At 62.0% G+C, this 17,055-nt stretch carries 15 protein-coding genes; 8 read left to right on the plus strand and 7 right to left on the minus strand.

Features of this window, described 5'->3' with window-relative positions:
• Nucleotides 1-5: 5 nt before the first annotated feature.
• The 3 genes from lspA to R8871_RS13325 all read right to left on the minus strand — a co-directional run bounded on the left by lspA (nt 6) and on the right by R8871_RS13325 (nt 4,514).
• Nucleotides 6-512 (minus strand): signal peptidase II, encoded by a 507-nt coding sequence (gene lspA, locus R8871_RS13315; protein ID WP_175050900.1) that lies wholly within the window; start codon nt 510-512, stop codon nt 6-8.
• A complete protein-coding gene (ileS, locus tag R8871_RS13320; protein WP_175050901.1) occupies nt 512-3,349 on the minus strand; it encodes an isoleucine--tRNA ligase in 2,838 nt (945 codons plus the stop codon). The genes lspA and ileS overlap by 1 nt, the downstream gene beginning before the upstream one ends.
• A gap of 169 nt (nt 3,350-3,518) precedes the next feature.
• Entirely contained in the window at nt 3,519-4,514 is a 996-nt protein-coding gene (locus R8871_RS13325) for a bifunctional riboflavin kinase/FAD synthetase (RefSeq protein ID WP_175050902.1), read from the minus strand.
• A 118-nt stretch (nt 4,515-4,632) separates the two neighbouring features.
• On the opposite strand from R8871_RS13325, the gene purN reads away from it, so the two are divergent.
• From purN to nadC, 6 genes are all read left to right on the plus strand, one after another.
• Complete coding sequence (gene purN / locus R8871_RS13330; RefSeq protein WP_093638893.1) at nt 4,633-5,286, plus strand: phosphoribosylglycinamide formyltransferase; 654 nt, start codon at nt 4,633-4,635, stop codon at nt 5,284-5,286.
• Nucleotides 5,283-6,542: an RsmB/NOP family class I SAM-dependent RNA methyltransferase gene (locus tag R8871_RS13335; RefSeq protein WP_093638896.1), complete on the plus strand. Its 1,260-nt coding sequence runs from the start codon at nt 5,283-5,285 to the stop codon at nt 6,540-6,542. The genes purN and R8871_RS13335 overlap by 4 nt, the downstream gene beginning before the upstream one ends.
• A gap of 74 nt (nt 6,543-6,616) precedes the next feature.
• Nucleotides 6,617-7,972 (plus strand): mechanosensitive ion channel family protein, encoded by a 1,356-nt coding sequence (locus tag R8871_RS13340; RefSeq protein ID WP_175050903.1) that lies wholly within the window; start codon nt 6,617-6,619, stop codon nt 7,970-7,972.
• A gap of 202 nt (nt 7,973-8,174) precedes the next feature.
• Nucleotides 8,175-9,311 (plus strand): DesA family fatty acid desaturase, encoded by a 1,137-nt coding sequence (locus tag R8871_RS13345; protein WP_175050904.1) that lies wholly within the window; start codon nt 8,175-8,177, stop codon nt 9,309-9,311.
• Nucleotides 9,312-9,453: 142 nt separating this feature from the next.
• Nucleotides 9,454-10,593: a quinolinate synthase NadA gene (gene nadA, locus R8871_RS13350; RefSeq protein ID WP_175050905.1), complete on the plus strand. Its 1,140-nt coding sequence runs from the start codon at nt 9,454-9,456 to the stop codon at nt 10,591-10,593.
• Nucleotides 10,593-11,504, plus strand: coding sequence for a carboxylating nicotinate-nucleotide diphosphorylase (gene nadC / locus R8871_RS13355; RefSeq protein ID WP_175050906.1), 912 nt, complete (start codon nt 10,593-10,595; stop codon nt 11,502-11,504). Before nadA ends, nadC begins: the two co-directional genes overlap by 1 nt.
• Nucleotides 11,505-11,589: 85 nt before the next feature.
• Here the strand turns inward: nadC and nadB are convergent, their stop codons facing one another.
• The 4 genes from nadB to radC all read right to left on the minus strand — a co-directional run bounded on the left by nadB (nt 11,590) and on the right by radC (nt 14,952).
• A complete protein-coding gene (gene nadB, locus R8871_RS13360) occupies nt 11,590-13,188 on the minus strand; it encodes an L-aspartate oxidase (protein WP_175050907.1) in 1,599 nt (532 codons plus the stop codon).
• Nucleotides 13,189-13,422: 234 nt separating this feature from the next.
• The gene (gene rpmG, locus R8871_RS13365) at nt 13,423-13,590 is read right to left on the minus strand and encodes a 50S ribosomal protein L33 (RefSeq protein WP_006050116.1); all 168 of its coding nucleotides are present in this window, start codon (nt 13,588-13,590) and stop codon (nt 13,423-13,425) included.
• Nucleotides 13,591-13,600: 10 nt separating this feature from the next.
• Nucleotides 13,601-13,834, minus strand: coding sequence for a 50S ribosomal protein L28 (gene rpmB / locus R8871_RS13370; protein ID WP_007180631.1), 234 nt, complete (start codon nt 13,832-13,834; stop codon nt 13,601-13,603).
• 242 nt (nt 13,835-14,076) lie between these two features.
• Nucleotides 14,077-14,952 carry a RadC family protein gene (radC, locus tag R8871_RS13375; RefSeq protein ID WP_246287558.1) on the minus strand — a complete coding sequence of 292 codons (876 nt, stop codon included), beginning with the start codon at nt 14,950-14,952 and terminating at the stop codon, nt 14,077-14,079.
• Nucleotides 14,953-15,162: 210 nt separating this feature from the next.
• On the opposite strand from radC, the gene R8871_RS13380 reads away from it, so the two are divergent.
• The gene (locus tag R8871_RS13380) at nt 15,163-15,618 is read left to right on the plus strand and encodes an FKBP-type peptidyl-prolyl cis-trans isomerase (protein ID WP_054042637.1); all 456 of its coding nucleotides are present in this window, start codon (nt 15,163-15,165) and stop codon (nt 15,616-15,618) included.
• A 2-nt stretch (nt 15,619-15,620) separates the two neighbouring features.
• Nucleotides 15,621-16,580 carry a 4-hydroxy-3-methylbut-2-enyl diphosphate reductase gene (gene ispH, locus R8871_RS13385; RefSeq protein WP_097390218.1) on the plus strand — a complete coding sequence of 320 codons (960 nt, stop codon included), beginning with the start codon at nt 15,621-15,623 and terminating at the stop codon, nt 16,578-16,580.
• Nucleotides 16,581-17,055: the final 475 nt, after the last annotated feature.

Below are 17,055 nucleotides of genomic sequence, written 5' to 3' on the forward strand. Positions count from 1 at the left end.
TCAAACTACCGCGAGCCGCGCACGCGCCGCAACTCGTCGAGTACGAGCAGGATCGCGCCGATCGTGATCGCGCTGTCGGCGAGGTTGAACGCCGGCCAATGCCACGTGCGTACGTGAAAATCGAGAAAATCGATCACATGGCCGTACGCCAGCCGGTCGATCACATTGCCGAGCGCACCGCCCAGAATCAGCGCGAGCGCGGTGCAGAACATTTTCTGCCCGCCGTGGCGCTTGAGCAGATAGCAGATCACCAGCGCCGCGACCACGCCGAGTGCGGTGAACGCCCAACGCTGCCAGCCGCCCGCCATCGCGAGGAAGCTGAAGGCGGCGCCACGGTTGTACACGAGGATCAGGTTGAAAAACGGCGTGACCTCATGCGGAACACCGTAGGCGAACACCTTCTGGATCGCGATCTTGGTGAGCTGATCGAACAGGATCACGATCAGCGCGACACCGAGCCACGGCGCCAGCGAACCACCGGCAGCTGACGATTTCGACATGGTTTTCGCCATTATGCCGCGCTCCTCGCTTCACCGTTGCCGAACAGATTGCTGAAGCAGCGGCCGCACAGGGTGGGGTGCTCGGCGTTGGCGCCGACGTCCGCGCGGTAGTGCCAGCAGCGTTCGCACTTCAGATACTTCGAGGCGATCACTTCGACGCTTTCGTCCGCTTCGCTGTCGACCTTCACGACGGTCGCCGCCGACGTGATCAGCACGAACTTCAGGTCGTCGCCGAGGCTCGTGAGCGCGTCGTAACGCGCGCCGCTCGCGCGGATTTCAACTTCCGCCTGCAGCGACGAACCGATCAGGTTCGCAACGCGTGCTTCCTCGAGCGCCTTGGTCACGTCGCTACGCGCGGAGCGCAGGAGCGTCCATTTGTCGAGCAGCTCGCCGGCTTGCGGCACTGCCGGGAACGCGTGATACGTCTCGGTGAAGATCGTTTCGCTGTTCGGCGAGAAGATCTTCCACGCTTCTTCGGCTGTGAACGACAGGAACGGCGCCATCAGGCGCAGCAGACCGTGGGCGATGTGATACAGCGCGGTCTGAGCCGAACGGCGGGCGACGGAATCAGCGGCCGTGGTGTACAGACGGTCTTTCAGCACGTCCAGATAGAAGCCGCCCAGGTCTTCCGAGCAGAACGTCTGCAGCTTCGCGACCACCGGATGGAACTCGTACTTGTCGTAGTGGGAGAGGATGTCGTTCTGCAGATTCGCCGACAGAGCCACCGCGTAACGATCAATCTCGAGCCAGTCTTCGACCGGACGCGCGTGTTGCGCGAAGTCGAAGTCCGACAGGTTGGCGAGTAGGAAGCGCAGCGTGTTGCGGATACGGCGATAGCCTTCCGTGACGCGCTTCAGGATTTCCTCGGAGATCGCCAGCTCGCCCGAGTAATCGGTCGAGGCGATCCACAAACGGATGATTTCCGCGCCGAGGCGGTTCGCCACTTCATGCGGGTCGATACCGTTGCCGAGCGACTTGCTCATCTTGCGGCCTTCGCCGTCGACCGTGAAGCCGTGCGTGAGCAGCGCGTTGTACGGCGGGCGGCCGTCGAGCATCGAAGCGGTCAGCAGCGACGAGTGGAACCAGCCGCGGTGCTGGTCCGAGCCTTCCAGATACAGGTCAGCCGGGAATTGGAGTTCGTCTTTGTGCGAGCCGCGCAGCACGTGCCAGTGCGTGGTGCCCGAATCGAACCATACGTCGAGCGTATCGCGGTTCTTTTCGTACATGTTGGCGTCGTCGCCGAGCAGTTCGCGCGGGTCGAGCGTTTGCCACGCTTCGATGCCGGCTTTCTCGACGCGTTGCGCGACTTCTTCGAGCAATTCCGGCGTGCGCGGATGCAGCTCGCCGGTTTCCTTGTGGACGAAGAACGCCATCGGCACGCCCCATTGGCGCTGACGCGACAGCGTCCAGTCCGGGCGATTCGCGATCATGCTGAACAGGCGCTGCTTGCCCCACGACGGATAGAAGGCGGTGTTCTCGATGCCTTCGAGCGCGGTTTCGCGCAACGTCTTGTCGGTGTCGTTCGGCTTCACGTCCATGCCGGCGAACCATTGCGAGGTCGCACGGTAGATGATCGGCGTCTTGTGGCGCCAGCAGTGCATGTAGCTGTGCGTGTACTTCTCGGTGCGCAGCAGCGAGCCGGCTGCCTGCAGGGCTTCGACGATCTGCGGATTGGCCGCCCAGATCGACAGGCCGCCGAACAGCGCGAGCGATTCGATATAACGGCCGTCGCCCATCACCGGGTTGATGATGTCCGAATCGGCCATGCCGTGCGCCTTGCAGGACACGAAGTCTTCCACGCCGTATGCCGGCGACGAGTGCACCACACCCGTACCGGATTCAGTCGTCACGTAGTCGCCGAGATAAACCGGCGCCGTGCGCTTGTAGCTCGGATGAGCGGATGCGAGCGGATGATTGAAGCGCAGGTTGACGAGTTTCGCGCCCGGCGTGGTGGCGACAATCGTGCCTTCGAGGCCGTATTGCTTCAGGCAGGCTTCAACGCGTTCTTCCGCGAGGATCAGCAAGCCGCGCGGCGTATCGACCAGCGCGTAGACGATTTCCGGATGCAGGTTCAGCGCCTGGTTGGCGGGGATGGTCCACGGCGTGGTGGTCCAGATCACGATGCCGCCTTCGTTGCGCGGCAGCGCATTCAGGCCGAACGCCTGCGCGGTTTTTTCCGGCTCGGCGAAGCTGAACAGCACGTCGATAGTCGGATCGGTCTTGTCCTTGTATTCGACTTCCGCTTCGGCCAATGCCGAACCGCAGTCGAAACACCAGTTGACCGGCTTCAGGCCGCGGAACACATAGCCCTTTTCGAGGATCTTCGCGAGCGCGCGGATTTCGCCCGCCTCGTTCGTGAAGTTCATCGTCTTGTACGGGTTGTCCCAGTCGCCGAGCACGCCCAGACGGCGGAAGCCGACCTTCTGCTTCTCGATCTGTTCGGTCGCGTAGGCGCGCGCCTTCTGCATGACTTCAGCGGCCGGCAGCGATTTGCCGAACTGCTTTTCGATCTGGATTTCGATCGGCATGCCGTGGCAATCCCAGCCCGGCACGTAGGCCGCGTCGAAGCCCGCCAGGTTGCGCGCCTTGACGACCATGTCCTTGAGGATCTTGTTCACCGCGTGGCCGAGGTGGATGTCGCCGTTCGCATACGGCGGGCCGTCGTGCAGGATGAACTTCTTACGGCCTTTGCTGGCCGCGCGGATCGTCTCGTAGACCTTGCGTTCCTGCCATTCCTTGACCCATTGCGGCTCGCGCTTGGGCAGGTCGCCACGCATCGGGAACGGCGTGTCGAGCAGGTTGACCGGATAGCGTGACTGCGGTTTCGAATCGGCTTTCTTATTGCTCATGATGAGGTCGCGGTGAATTCTTTCTAAGCGCAGCGAGGCTGCGGTATGCGCATGAAGCGCAGGGCGTTGGGCGCGCCCGGCAGGCATGTCGCGTAATCCACGGACGCCCTTCGATGCGCGCAGCAGTGGGTACATGCAGCACTTGGGGCGCTCGCATGTACCGCGGCGGTTATCTAATTCGGTCGGTGGCCGAGGTGGCGAAACCGGTGGAGCGGCTGCCCGGCGTGCCGGCGCCGACAGCCGCGAACCACGCGCGCGCATTGGCGACGTCGCGCGCGATGGCGGCGGTCAGCGTTTCGAGGTCGACGTATTTTTCCTCGTCGCGCAGCTTTTTCAGGAATTCGACGCGCACGAGCTTGCCGTACGCGTCGCCGTGCCAGTCGAGCAGATGCACTTCGAGCAGTACGCGGCCGGAATCGTCGACGGTGGGGCGCAGGCCGAGGCTGGCGACACCCGGCAACGGCTCGTCCGCCACGCCATGCACGCGCACTACAAAAATGCCGGCCAGTGCCGGGCGCTTGTGCGCGATCGGCAGATTGAGCGTGGGGAAGCCGAGGTCGCGGCCGAGCTTCATGCCATGCACGACGTGGCCGCTGATCAGGTAATCGCGGCCCAGCGCGGCACGCGCGGAGTCGAGATCGCCTGCCACCAGCGCCGCGCGTACGCCCGAGCTGGAAATGCGCGCGCCGGACGGATCCGCCACCGTTGCCATCTGCTCGACTTCGAAACCGTGTTGTTGACCCGCGGCCTTGAGCGAGGCGAAATCGCCCGCGCGCTTCGCGCCGTAGCGGAAGTCGTCGCCGATCATCACCCAACGGGCATGCAGGCCGTTGACGATGATCCGTTCGACAAACGCATCCGGCGACTGGCTCGCGAAGGTGTGGTTGAAATGCTCGACCACGACCCGGTCGACGCCGTTGGTGCGCAGCGCTTCGAGTTTGTCGCGCAGCATGGCGATTCGCGGCGGCGCGCCAGCGGGGTTGAAGAATTCGCGCGGGTGCGGCTCGAAGGTCATCACGCAGACGGGCAGGCCGCGTGCATCGGCTGCGGCCCGGACGTGGGCGAGCAAAGCCTGATGGCCGCGGTGGACACCGTCGAAGTTGCCGATGGTCAGTGCGCAGGGCGCACGGCTTTCGGCATTGGGAAGACCGCGGAAGACTCTCACGATAGCGGGTTTGAGGTAGGGCGGCCGATATGCCGCAAAACAAACGATTATAAACGCTCAGCGCACGAGACGGCGGCGCGTCGCCGTTTCAGTGTCCCCCGAATGATAAAATCCGCGGATGAAAAAACTCGTCATCCTGATTTCCGGACGGGGAAGCAACATGGAAGCTATCATTCGCGCCTGCGCGGACGAAGGCTGGGCGGCGCAAGTCGCCGCTGTGATTGCCAACCGTCCTGACGCCGCGGGCCTTGCGTTCGCAGCGTCGCACGGCATTGCCACGGCGGTGGTCGACCACCGCCAGTTTCCCGATCGCGACAGCTTCGACGCCGCGCTGGCGCAAGAAATCGACAGCTTCGCACCTGATCTCGTCGTGCTCGCCGGCTTCATGCGGGTGCTCACGGCCGGTTTCGTCGACCATTACGCTGGACGCATGCTGAACGTGCATCCGTCGTTGCTGCCGAGCTTTCCGGGCCTGAAAACCCATCAACAGGCACTTGACGCCGGCGTGCGGCTGCACGGCGCGTCGGTGCATTTTGTCACGTCGCAGCTGGATCACGGGCCGATCGTCGCGCAGGCGGCCGTCCCCGTTGAGGCTGGCGACACCCCTGCCACGCTCGCCGAACGCGTGCTGGCAACCGAACACATTATCTATCCACGCGCGGTGCGCTGGTTCGTCGAAGGGCGTCTTGCTCTCGACGGCTTGCGTGTCACGCTTACGCCGCCGGAGCCGCAATGGCTCTTTGCCGGTCACACCGCCGGAGAGGGCGCATGAGATTACATGGTTTTTTGATTGGACAAACCGAGACTTTGCTGGCTGAAGTCCTGAAGCTGAACGGCCCGGCCGACGCCACGACGAGCCGCTTTTTCCGCGCGCATCCGAAGCTCGGGCACGGCGAGCGCGGCGTGATCGCCGAGGCGGTCTTCGCCGTGCTGCGCCGCCGGATGGAATTCGCCCATCTGGCCGAAGGCGGCGCGGGCAGCCCGGCGCGCCGCATGGCCTTGCTGGGACTGATGCAGACGGCCGGCCGCACGGCCCTCAAGCCGTTCTTGACCGACACCGAATCGCACTGGCTCGAACACGTCGCGAAGATCGACCCGGAAAGCCTGCCGCTGCGGATTCGCCTGAATCTGCCCGACTGGATCTATCAGGCGCTTTCCAAGCGCTTCGAACCTGCGGAGCTGGCGCAATTGGCCGCCGCGCTGAATTATCCGGCGCCGCTGGACCTGCGTGCGAACCCGATCAAGGCAAGCCGCGACGACGTGCTGAACGCGTTGTCGAAGGCCGGCATCGAAGGTGGCGCGACGCCTTTCGCACCGTTCGGCGTTCGGGTGGTCGGCAAGCCGCCGCTTACCAAGCTGGATGCGTTCCAGCACGGCTGGGTCGAAGTCCAGGACGAGGGCAGCCAGTTGCTGTGTTCGCTGGTCGCGCCCAAGCGCGGCGAAATGATCGTGGACTTCTGCGCGGGCGCCGGCGGCAAGACGCTGGCACTGGGCGCGGCGATGCGGTCCACCGGACGTCTTTACGCCTTCGACGTCTCCGAGCGGCGTCTGGCCAAGCTCAAACCGCGCCTCGCGCGCAGCGGGCTGTCGAACGTGAATCCGGTGCTGATCGACAGTGAACACGACGCCAAGATCAAGCGTCTGGCCGGCAAGATCGACCGCGTGCTGGTCGACGCGCCGTGCAGCGGTCTGGGTACGCTGCGTCGTAACCCGGATCTGAAGTGGCGCCAGTCGCCGGAATCGGTCGCTGAACTGGCGCCGAAGCAGGCGTCGATTCTGGCCAGCGCCTCGCGTCTGGTGAAGAAGGGCGGCCGTCTCGTCTACGCAACCTGTTCGATTCTGGAAGCCGAAAACGAAGCCGTCGTGCAGCAATTCCTCGCCGACCACCCGGACTTCGCGTTGGTGCCGGCGCGCGACGTGCTCGCTGAGCAGCGCATCGAGCTGGAAATGGGTGATTACCTGTCGCTGTGGCCGCACCGCCACGCCACCGATGGCTTCTTCGCAGCCGTTCTGGAACGCCAGAGCTAAACGCAACCGGCTATCTGCCGGCGCAACCGGGTTCCTATGCTGAACCCCGCTGCGCCGGCGATTTCGGCGACATCATGCAAAACCGCATTTTTCCTCATATGTTCGGCGACCTCGCGCGCGACTTCGGCCAGCCGGTGATGCTGTGGCAGGTCGGCGTCCTGCTCGTGACGCTCGCCATTGCATGGCTGGTCGCGCGCCTGTTGCGACGCACGCTCGACCTGCGGCGTCAGACGAGGTACCAGACCTTGCGGTTCGGTGCTGAAAGCCTGAACCGCGCGTTCTTCCCGCTGATCGGCGCGGCGCTCGTGTGGCTTGCGCAAGCGATCACCGGCCAGTTCATGCACACGGCGCTGCTCGATCTCGCGCTGGTGCCGCTGTTCGGTATCGGCCTCATTTACATCGTGTTTTTCTTCGCGCGGCGGGTTTTCAGTCAGGACGGCGCGAACCATCCGTGGTTGTTCCTCGTCGAGAAAATCGTTTCGCTGGTCGTCTGGATCGGCATGGTGCTCACCGTGATGGGCATCCAGGACGACGTGATTACCTGGATGGGAAGCGTGCGCTTCCGGGTCGCGAATGCGCATATGACGCTGCTTTCGCTTACCACGGGGCTGCTGTGGGTGTGCGTGACGATGATCGTCGCGATGTGGCTCGGCGCCACATTCGAAGATCGTCTGATGCGCTCCAAGACGCTCGATGCCAACTTAAAGGTGGTGGTGGCGCGAGTCGGGCGTGCTGCGTTCGTGCTGGCGGCCATCCTGATCAGCCTGTCGCTGGTCGGCATCGACATCACGGTGCTGGGCGTGTTCGGCGGCGCGCTGGGTGTCGGGCTCGGGTTCGGCTTGCAGAAGATCGCCAGCAACTACGTCTCGGGCTTCATCATCCTGATCGACCGCTCGCTGCGCATCGGCGACACCATCAATGTCAGCGGCTTGCAGGGCATGGTCACGCAGATCCGCACGCGTTATACGGTCGTGCGCGGCCTCGACGGCATCGAAACGCTGATTCCGAACGAAAAGCTGATTACGGACGTGGTGCAGAACCAGTCGTCCTATCTGACGCGCGGCTACGCCAAGGCGGCCGTGCAGGTGGCCTACTCCACCGACGTCGAGCGGGCGATGGCGTTGCTCGCCGACGCCGCACAGGGCGTCGCGCGGGTGCTGCAGGAGCCGGCGCCTACGCCTTATCTCGTCGGCTTCGGCCCCGACGGCATCAATCTCGAACTAGGCTTCTGGATCGAAGACGCGGCGACCGGCACGTCAGGCGTGCGCTCGGCCGTGAATCGCAACATCTGGCGTCTGTTCTCCGAACACGACATCGCAATTCCTTTCGCGCAACGCGAAGTGCGAATCGTCGGCAATGTCAGCGACGCAATGCCGCAAGCGGTAACAATGACCGCCCCGGCGGCCAATCAGGCGGACAGCGCCCACTGACGGGCACTTCGAACGCGGCAGAGGTCTAAAAAAGACCTCCGGCGCGTTCCATCTGGTTGATAGCGCACAAAAAATCCCTATTTGTTACAAACACTTGGAACGCTTCAAGTAGAATATCGTCCAATCCCGCTGTATGCTTTCACTTTCTTGACACGCGCATTTCGCGTGTGTCTGGCGTCTCTTGTTCCACAGGTAAATTGCCTTGTTGAATTCCTTGCTCGATTTCCTTGCTCACGGTCTGCTGCACTTCTCGTGGTGGCAACTTGTGCTGTACACGCTGGTCGCGACGCACATCACGATCATTGGCGTAACGGTCTATCTGCATCGCTGCCAGGCGCACCGCGCGCTGGAGCTGCATCCGATCGTCAGTCATTTTTTCCGCTTCTGGCTGTGGATGACCACAGGCATGCTGACCGGCCAATGGGCCGCGATTCACCGTAAGCACCACGCCAAGTGCGAGACCGAAGAAGATCCGCACAGCCCGCAAACGCGCGGCATCTGGAAGGTGCTGCTCGAAGGCGCGGAACTGTACCGTTCCGAAGCCAAGAATGAAGAAACGATGCGCAAATTCAGTCACGGCACGCCGAATGACTGGATGGAACGCAACGTCTACACCAAGTACCCGATCCTCGGCGTGAGCCTGATGATGGTGCTGAACGTCGCGCTGTTCGGCGTCGTGAACGGCCTCGCGCACTGGTGGGGCTACCGCAACTTCAACTCGTCGGATGCGAGCACCAACATCTTCCCGTGGGGCATCATCATCGGCGGTGAAGAGCTGCATAACAATCACCACACGTATGCGACGTCGGCCAAGCTGTCGAACAAGTGGTACGAGTTCGACATCGGCTGGATGTACATCCGCATCATGTCGGCGTTCCGTCTGGCCAAGGTGAAGAAGATCGCGCCTACGCCGCGTCTGACCACCGGCAAGCTGGTACTCGATCAGGACACGTTGCAAGCCGTGCTGGCAAACCGCTACGAAGTGATGGCGCGTTACGGTAAGGCGCTCAAGCGCGCTTATCGCCAGGAGCTGGCGCATCTGAAGGAAGTGGGCGCGCGCGAGAAGTATCAGGTGATGCGCGGTGCGCGTAGCTGGTTCCACAAGGAAGAAGCGGGTCTCGATGAGCCGCAGAAGCGCCAGTTGCCGCAGATCTTCGCGAATAGCCAGAAGCTCAAGACCTACATCGACATGCGCAATGAACTCGCGGCGATGTGGGAACGCTCGAATGCGTCGCGCGACCAACTGCTGGTTCAGTTGCAAGACTGGTGTCATCGGGCGGAGCAGAGCGGTATCAAAGCACTGCAAGACTTTGCGATGCGCCTGCGCCGTTATGCTTGATCGCATGCCTTAGCGCGAAATCTATTAAAATTTCGTTACGTCACAAAACCCCGCGTTGGCGGGGTTTTGCTTTTTGGGCCGCGGCAATTTCAACGACACGCGATTGACAGTCCGCGGCGGCAGAGCGAAGGCAGAGGAGATCATGGATCAGCAAGTGATCAGGACCGTCGAATACGACCGGCCACAGGCGCAGGGCACGACTTGCGGGATCGGGCAGGCGTGGGCGAAGGTGCCCGACGTGCCGTCGGCGGAACAGAAGGTGGCGCTGAAAGAGCGCATCCGCGCATTGCTTAAGCGCGAGAAGGCTGTGCTCGTCGCGCACTACTACGTTGACGCGGAACTGCAGGAACTCGCCGACGAAACCGGCGGTTGCGTGGCCGACTCGCTGGAAATGGCGCGCTTCGGCCGCGATCACGAGGCCCAGACGCTGGTGGTGGCGGGCGTGCGCTTCATGGGTGAGACCGCAAAAATCCTGAGTCCGGACAAGCGCATTCTGATGCCGGATCTCGACGCGACCTGTTCGCTCGACCTCGGCTGTCCGGTCGATGAGTTCTCGGCGTTCTGTGACGCGCATCCGGATCGTACGGTGGTCGTGTACGCGAACACCAGCGCGGCGGTCAAGGCGCGCGCGGACTGGATGGTGACGTCGTCGATCGGGCTGGAAATCGTTGCCGATCTGCACGCACGCGGTGAAAAAATCATCTGGGCGCCGGATCGGCATCTCGGTAGCTATATCCAGAGCAAGACCGGCGCGGACATGCTGCTGTGGCAGGGCTCGTGTCTCGTGCACGACGAATTCAAGGGCATCGAACTCGATCTGCTGCGCGCCGAGTATCCGGGCGCGAAGGTGCTGGTGCATCCGGAGTCGCCGGCTAACGTGGTTGCGCAAGCGGACGTGGTTGGCTCGACCACCCAGTTGATTGACGCCGCGCAAAAACTCGACGCGACGCATTTCATCGTGGCGACCGATCTCGGCATTCTGCACAAGATGCAACTTGCCGCGCCGGGCAAGACGTTGATTGCCGCGCCCACGGCCGGCAATAGCGCAACCTGCAAGAGCTGCGCACATTGCCCGTGGATGGCGATGAACGGCCTCGCCAATCTGGCCGAGGTGCTCGAACGCGGCCACAACGAAATCTTCGTCGATCGGGCGATCGGCGAGCGGGCGCGTCTGCCGATCGACCGGATGCTCGACTTCGCGGCGCGTCACAAGAAGCGCGTGCAAGCCAGCGGTGATCTCGCACGCGACGCGCAACTGTATTCGAACGTGGGAGCGGCGTAATGGGGGCGGTTGAAGGGGCAGTGGAGCGCAATCAGATTGAGGCGGTGTCGCCGCTGTTCGCGGAGATTCATGCGCAGTACGGCGCGGCATTCGATGCGGCGTTGGCGCGCAACGTCGCTGACGCGCTGGCCGAAGATGTTGGCGCAGGCGATCAGACAGGTCGTCTTGTTCCTGCCGACGACGTGCGTGATGCGCGCATCATCGTGCGCGAAGATGCCGTGCTGTGTGGCGTGCTCTGGTTCAATGCGGTGATGCGCGAGGTCGATCCGCGCATCGATGTGCAGTGGCGTTATCGCGAGGGCGATCGGATGACAGCGGATACGCCGGTCTGCGAGCTGCGCGGCCCTGTCCGTGCGCTATTGACTGCTGAACGCAATGCATTGAATTTCCTGCAACTGCTGTCAGGCGTGGCGAGTGCAACGCGCCGCTATGTCGACGCAATCGCTCACACTCAAACGCGCATCCTCGATACACGTAAAACCTTGCCGGGCTTGCGGCTCGCGCAGAAATACGCGGTGCGCGTGGGTGGCGGAGCGAATCAGCGGCTTGCGTTGTACGACGGCATTCTGATCAAGGAAAACCACATCGCTGCAGCAGGCGGCGTCGGTGCGGCAATGGATGCGGCGCTCGCGCTGAATGCAGGCGTGTCGATCCAGATCGAAGTCGAAACGCTCGCGCAATTGGAAACCGCGTTGGCGCATCGCGCCCAATCCATTCTGCTGGACAATTTTTCGTTCGACGCGATGCGTGAAGCAGTGCGTATCACGGCAGGGCGAGCGGTGCTGGAAGTGTCTGGCGGTGTGAACTTCGAGACGGTGCGTACCATTGCGGAAACGGGAGTCGACCGCGTATCGATCGGCGCGTTGACCAAAGATGTGCGTGCAACGGATTACTCGATGCGGGTCGTCTGAACCGCGCGCGCCTAAGCCTTCGCAATCAATGAAAAAGCCATCGCTGGGGAAACCGGCGATGGCTTTTTTACTTCAGCTTCAGCAGTTACACGTTGCGGTTGCGCACATGTTCCGGCGACAACACTGTCGGCAGTGCCTTAGGCAGCGTGGCGGGCCAATCGCGGCTGAAGTGCAAGCCGCGGCTTTCACGTCGTGAGCGAGCGCCTTCGACAATCAGCGACGCCACGTCGACCAGGTTGCGCAGTTCAAGTAGATCGCGGCTCACCTTGAAGTTCGCGTAATACTCGTGAATCTCGTCACGGAGCAAGGCAAGCCGATGCTTGGCTCGCGCCAGCCGCTTGTCGGTACGCACAATGCCGACGTAGTTCCACATCAGGCGGCGCAGCTCATCCCAGTTGTGCGCGACCACCACTTCTTCATCCGGGTCGGACACACGGCTTTCGTCCCAGTCAGGCAGCGGCGCATGAACGGCGGCGCTGAAGCCTTCTTCCTCGATCGCCTGCGCGGCGGAGCGCCCGATCACGAGACACTCAAGCAAGGAATTGCTGGCAAGCCGGTTCGCACCGTGCAGGCCTGTGCATGACGTTTCACCGACCGCATAGAGACCGGCGAGATCAGTCCTGCCGGCCAGGTCCGTTACGACGCCGCCGCACGTGTAGTGCGCGGCGGGCACAACCGGAATCGGCTCTTTGGTGATGTCGATGCCGAATTCCAGGCAGCGGGCCAGAATCGTCGGGAAGTGCTCGCGCAGGAATTCGGGCGACTGATGGCTGATGTCGAGATAGACGCAGTCGATGCCGCGTTTCTTGATCTCGAAGTCGATTGCGCGCGCGACGATATCGCGCGGCGCGAGTTCGGCGCGCTCGTCGTGGTTCGGCATGAAGCGCGTGCCGTCCGGCAGCTTCAGAATGCCGCCTTCTCCGCGTACCGCTTCCGAGATCAGGAACGACTTCGCATAAGGATGGAACAGGCAGGTGGGATGGAACTGGATGAATTCCATGTTCGACACGCGGCAGCCGGCGCGCCAGGCCATCGCGATACCGTCGCCGGTCGCGGTGTCGGGGTTGGTGGTGTAGAGATAGACCTTGCCGGCGCCGCCGGTGGCGAGCACGGTATGCGGCGCTTCGATCGTCACGGTGCGGCCGCTTTGCAGATCGAGTGCATACAAACCGTGGCAGCGGCGCCCCGGCAGACCGAGGCGGTCGGACGTGATCAGGTCGATCGCGTAGTGGTCCTCGAGCAGGGTGATGTTCGGGTGGCGGCGTACTCGTTCGCTGAGCGTGGTGACAACTGCATGGCCCGTTGCATCCGCTGCATGAATGATCCGGCGATGGCTGTGGCCGCCTTCGCGTGTCAGATGAAAGCCGAGTTCGGCGGCGTCGTCTTTGGTGAACGGCACGCCTTGCGCGATTAGCCATTCGATCGCAGCACGCCCATGCTCGACGATGAAGCGCGTCGCCGCCTCATCGCATAGGCCACCACCGGCGATCAGCGTGTCGCGGACATGGTTTTCGATGCTGTCTGCCGAATCAAGCACGGCGGCGATTCCACCTTGCGCCCAATCGCTCGCGCCTTCGGTCATCGATCGCTTCGCGACCACCGCAACCCGCCGGGTCTCCGCGAGGTTGAGCGCGACGCTCAAGCCCGCCAGACCGCTACCGACAATCGCTACATCGAATTCCATCGCCTGCATCTCCGTCTTTCGTTTTGCCATGACGGCACGCTGTGTGCCGCTAAAACGAGAAAGGATACGCGTCGCGACGAATGAGGGAAAGCTGGCCGGACGGGATAAGACTGTCCTGGGTAGGCAAAGGACCGCTAATCAGCGCGATATTGGGAAGTTGAAAACGAAAAAGCCTCGCACGAATGCGAGGCTTTTTTGCAAATCTTTTTGCCTTCGTCAGGCAGGAGCCAAGATTTATTTAATCTTGGTTTCCTTGTAGTCAACGTGCTTACGGACGACCGGATCAAATTTCTTGATCAGCATCTTTTCCGGCATGTTGCGTTTGTTCTTCGTCGTCGTGTAGAAGTGACCCGTGCCTGCGGTCGATTCCAGCTTGATCTTGTCGCGTGCGCCTTTCGCCATGATTTACTCCTTAGGCTTCACCGCGTGCGCGCAGATCTGCGAGCACAGCGTCGATACCGTTCTTGTCGATCAGGCGCAGGCCGGCGTTCGAAACGCGCAGACGCACCCAACGGTTTTCGCTTTCCACCCAAATACGGCGGTTTTGCAGGTTCGGCAGGAACCGGCGCTTGGTTTTGTTGTTCGCGTGGGAAACGTTGTTGCCGCTCATCGGCGCTTTCCCAGTTACTTGGCATACGCGTGCCATGAGAGCACTCCTAATACGCTAATTCTGAGTTCGAACGCCGTGAAAGTTTCCCGAAAAGAGCCGCGCTGAGAGTTTATTGAAACTCGAGGCACGTTTCCTTTCCGGAACGCCTTGGTGGCTTCGGAACAGGGGGGTTGGAAATAGGCAAACCGGAATTCTAGCAGAAAAAAAGCCGCAAAATCAAACCTTATTTGCGATGCTGAACTCGGCATGACGTTGTCGCGACCCTGGTTGGCGCCGTGTCAGGGCCAGCCGGCGCGGGCAAACGAGTACGTGCGATCCGCGCCAATCACCAGATGATCGATTAATTGTACGTCGATCAGCGCAAGGGCTTCGCGCAGCGTATGTGTCAGCCGGCAGTCGCTCGCGCTCGGCTGGACGGCGCCGGAAGGGTGATTATGCGCGACGATCAGGCTGGCCGCATTCAGGCTCAATGCCCGCCGCACAATTTCGCGCGGATAGACGGCCATGCGCGTGAGCGTGCCCCGTGCGCTCTCCTCACAGCGGATCAGCCGGTGGCGGGCGTCGAGAAAGAGCGACACGAAGACTTCGTGGGGACTTCCGCCGATGCGCAGGCGCAGATAGTCTTGCACGGCTTCAGGCGAGTTCATCAACGAGCGGTCCCGCATTTTATCGACCAGCGAACGCCGCGCCATTTCCATGATGGCCATCAGCTGCGCCTTTTTCGCCGGCCCGATGCCGCGCAGATCGTCGAAATCCGAGTAAGTTGCGTCGAGCATGGCGCGTAGCGAGCCGAATCGACCGAGCAGGGTGCGCGCGACGTCGAACACGTCGTGGCCCGGCAAGCCCGTGCCGAGTACGAGTACGATCATTTCGGTGTCGGATAGGACACCTGGCCCTTCCTCGATCAGCCGCTCGCGCGGCATGTCGTTTTTGTGCCATTTGTCGCGTACAAGCGGCCGGCCCGGAGGTGTGGCACCGTCCGCGGCGGCTTCGGCGGAGCTGGCGCCGGCGTTGGCTGCGGTATGGCCAGCCGCGGCGCCCGCGCGTGGCGACGCCGGGGTGAGTGCCGCAAGTGCCGCGGCGCCGGGCGCAGCAGGCTCCGGCAACGGCGCTTCAAGTGTCGCTTCGTCCATCGTGCAGACATAGTCAGCCATATAGATATGTATCCTCCAGTTCGGGTTTGTGGCGGTGCGCGGTGCGCGGCCGTGCCGCGATGCGCGCAACGGCCAAGCCGCCGCCCGCTATGTGGCTTACAATAGACGCTTTGCGCACGGCACCCCGAGGGTTTGCCATACGCGTCAACTGCGGCGTCAACTGCGCCCGCGGCGCACGCGTGCAGCGCGCTTCGACTGAGCGAGCATTGCATGAGCATCATCGACATTTCCGAAGTGAAACCCGGTTCACACGTCACGCTTCACTACCGGCTTTCCCTTGCCGATGGCGCCGAAGTCATCAATACGTTTACCGACAATCCAGCCACGCTGCTGCTCGGCGCGGGTCAACTGGCGCCGCCGCTGGAAGACATTCTGCTGGGTTTGAAGGTGGGCCACCATTCGACCTTTCAGCTAACGCCGGGTCAGGCGTTCGGTCCGCGCAACCCGGAGCTGATCCAGCGGGTTTCGCTGGCCACGCTGCGCGAAAACAGCATGATCGGCGAGGATTTTTCGCCGGGTGACCTGGTCGAATTCAACGCGCCGGGTGGCGGCCGCTACGCGGGCGTCCTCAAGGAAGTTGGCGAGACGTCGGCGTTGTTCGATTTCAACCATCCGCTTGCCGGCCAGGCGCTGGCGTTTGAAGTGAAAATCATCGGGATTCTGTAAACATGAGCATCACGGATACGACTCTTGCCGAAGCCGAGATCCTGCTGGCACAGCCGCGTGGGTTCTGCGCCGGCGTCGATCGGGCCATTGAAATCGTAGAGCGGGCCATCAAGCTGCACGGCTCGCCGATTTACGTGCGCCACGAAATCGTCCATAACGCCTATGTCGTCGAGGATTTGCGCAAGAAGGGTGCAATCTTCATCGAGCAACTGGAAGAAGTGCCGGCCGGCAATACGGTCATTTTCAGCGCGCATGGCGTGTCGAAAGCGGTGCGTTCGGAAGCCGAGTCGCGTGGCCTGCGGGTGTACGACGCCACCTGCCCGCTCGTGACCAAGGTGCATATCGAAGTCGCGAAGATGCGTCAGGACGGCTTCGACATCGTGATGATCGGCCACAAAGGCCACCCTGAAGTCGAGGGCACGATGGGGCAGGCGGGCGAGGGCATGCATCTGGTAGAAGACATCAAAGACGTGCTGGCCTTGCAGCTGGCCGATCCCGAGCGGATCGCGTTCGTGACGCAAACCACCTTGTCAGTCGATGACGCAGCCGAGATCATTGGCGCGCTGAAGGCGAAATATCCGGCGATTCGCGAGCCGAAGAAACAGGACATTTGCTACGCCACGCAAAACCGGCAAGACGCGGTCAAGTTCATGGCGCCGCAATGCGACGTCGTGATCGTGGTTGGCAGCCCGAATAGTTCGAACTCGAACCGGTTGCGCGAGCTGGCCGAAAAGCTTGGCGTGCCTTCCTATATGGTGGACTCGCCGGACCAGATCGATCCGGTGTGGGTCGAAGGCAAGCGCCGCATCGGCGTGACGGCGGGCGCCTCGGCGCCGGAAGCGCTGGCGCAAGCGGTGATCGGCCGGTTGCGTGAGCTCGGCGTGCGCAACGTGCGCGCGCTCGACGGCATCGAGGAAAACATCGCGTTTCCGCTGCCGCGCGGGCTGGGTCTGCCTGCCTGACAATCAGCCGACGTTTCTGAAAGAAAAGCGCGCCCAAGGGCGCGCTTTTTTTACGCCCGGAGATTCGTGAGGCCGTCCTGAATAAAGTGCCAGATCAATGTGTTGGGCCGTTTTAAGTGTTCTCCCACACAAATTCCTTTGAATTGTGATTTGGCTTTTAAGCAAATTTTCGACGATGTGGCCCCGTTTAAACGATTTCAAACGCGCTACCCCGATTTTTGACGCACTAAAATAGCGCGCGCCTCCTACTGTCAATGAAAACGTAATACTTAACGCGAACCACGGTGCAATCAGGGATCGGGCCAGATCGCTGCAACACTTGATGCCATTGGGTGCAACGATGGTGCAACTGATGCACGAAAAATAGTCGCAACCGGGTTGCGCCTTTTGTGGAATTCCTCTCTCAAAATAAGGTTGCAATGCAGGAAAACCCCACCGTTTCAACAATATTGCCCGTCGCATAATTGGAGTTACA

Origin of the sequence: Paraburkholderia sediminicola (assembly GCF_902859805.1) — a bacterium.
GTDB classification, from domain to species: Bacteria; Pseudomonadota; Gammaproteobacteria; order Burkholderiales; family Burkholderiaceae; genus Paraburkholderia; species Paraburkholderia sediminicola.

Excerpts from the sequence above, each read along its gene's own strand:
- lspA (WP_175050900.1), bottom strand. The coding sequence starts at position 512 with ATGGCGAAAACCATGTCGAAATCGTCAGCTGCCGGTGGTTCGCTGGCG.
- ileS (WP_175050901.1), bottom strand. The coding sequence starts at position 3,349 with ATGAGCAATAAGAAAGCCGATTCGAAACCGCAGTCACGCTATCCGGTC.
- purN (WP_093638893.1), top strand. The coding sequence starts at position 4,633 with ATGAAAAAACTCGTCATCCTGATTTCCGGACGGGGAAGCAACATGGAA.
- R8871_RS13335 (WP_093638896.1), top strand. The coding sequence starts at position 5,283 with ATGAGATTACATGGTTTTTTGATTGGACAAACCGAGACTTTGCTGGCT.
- R8871_RS13340 (WP_175050903.1), top strand. The coding sequence starts at position 6,617 with ATGCAAAACCGCATTTTTCCTCATATGTTCGGCGACCTCGCGCGCGAC.
- nadA (WP_175050905.1), top strand. The coding sequence starts at position 9,454 with ATGGATCAGCAAGTGATCAGGACCGTCGAATACGACCGGCCACAGGCG.
- nadC (WP_175050906.1), top strand. The coding sequence starts at position 10,593 with ATGGGGGCGGTTGAAGGGGCAGTGGAGCGCAATCAGATTGAGGCGGTG.
- nadB (WP_175050907.1), bottom strand. The coding sequence starts at position 13,188 with ATGGAATTCGATGTAGCGATTGTCGGTAGCGGTCTGGCGGGCTTGAGC.
- rpmG (WP_006050116.1), bottom strand. The coding sequence starts at position 13,590 with ATGGCGAAAGGCGCACGCGACAAGATCAAGCTGGAATCGACCGCAGGC.
- rpmB (WP_007180631.1), bottom strand. The coding sequence starts at position 13,834 with ATGGCACGCGTATGCCAAGTAACTGGGAAAGCGCCGATGAGCGGCAAC.
- radC (WP_246287558.1), bottom strand. The coding sequence starts at position 14,952 with ATGGCTGACTATGTCTGCACGATGGACGAAGCGACACTTGAAGCGCCG.
- R8871_RS13380 (WP_054042637.1), top strand. The coding sequence starts at position 15,163 with ATGAGCATCATCGACATTTCCGAAGTGAAACCCGGTTCACACGTCACG.
- ispH (WP_097390218.1), top strand. The coding sequence starts at position 15,621 with ATGAGCATCACGGATACGACTCTTGCCGAAGCCGAGATCCTGCTGGCA.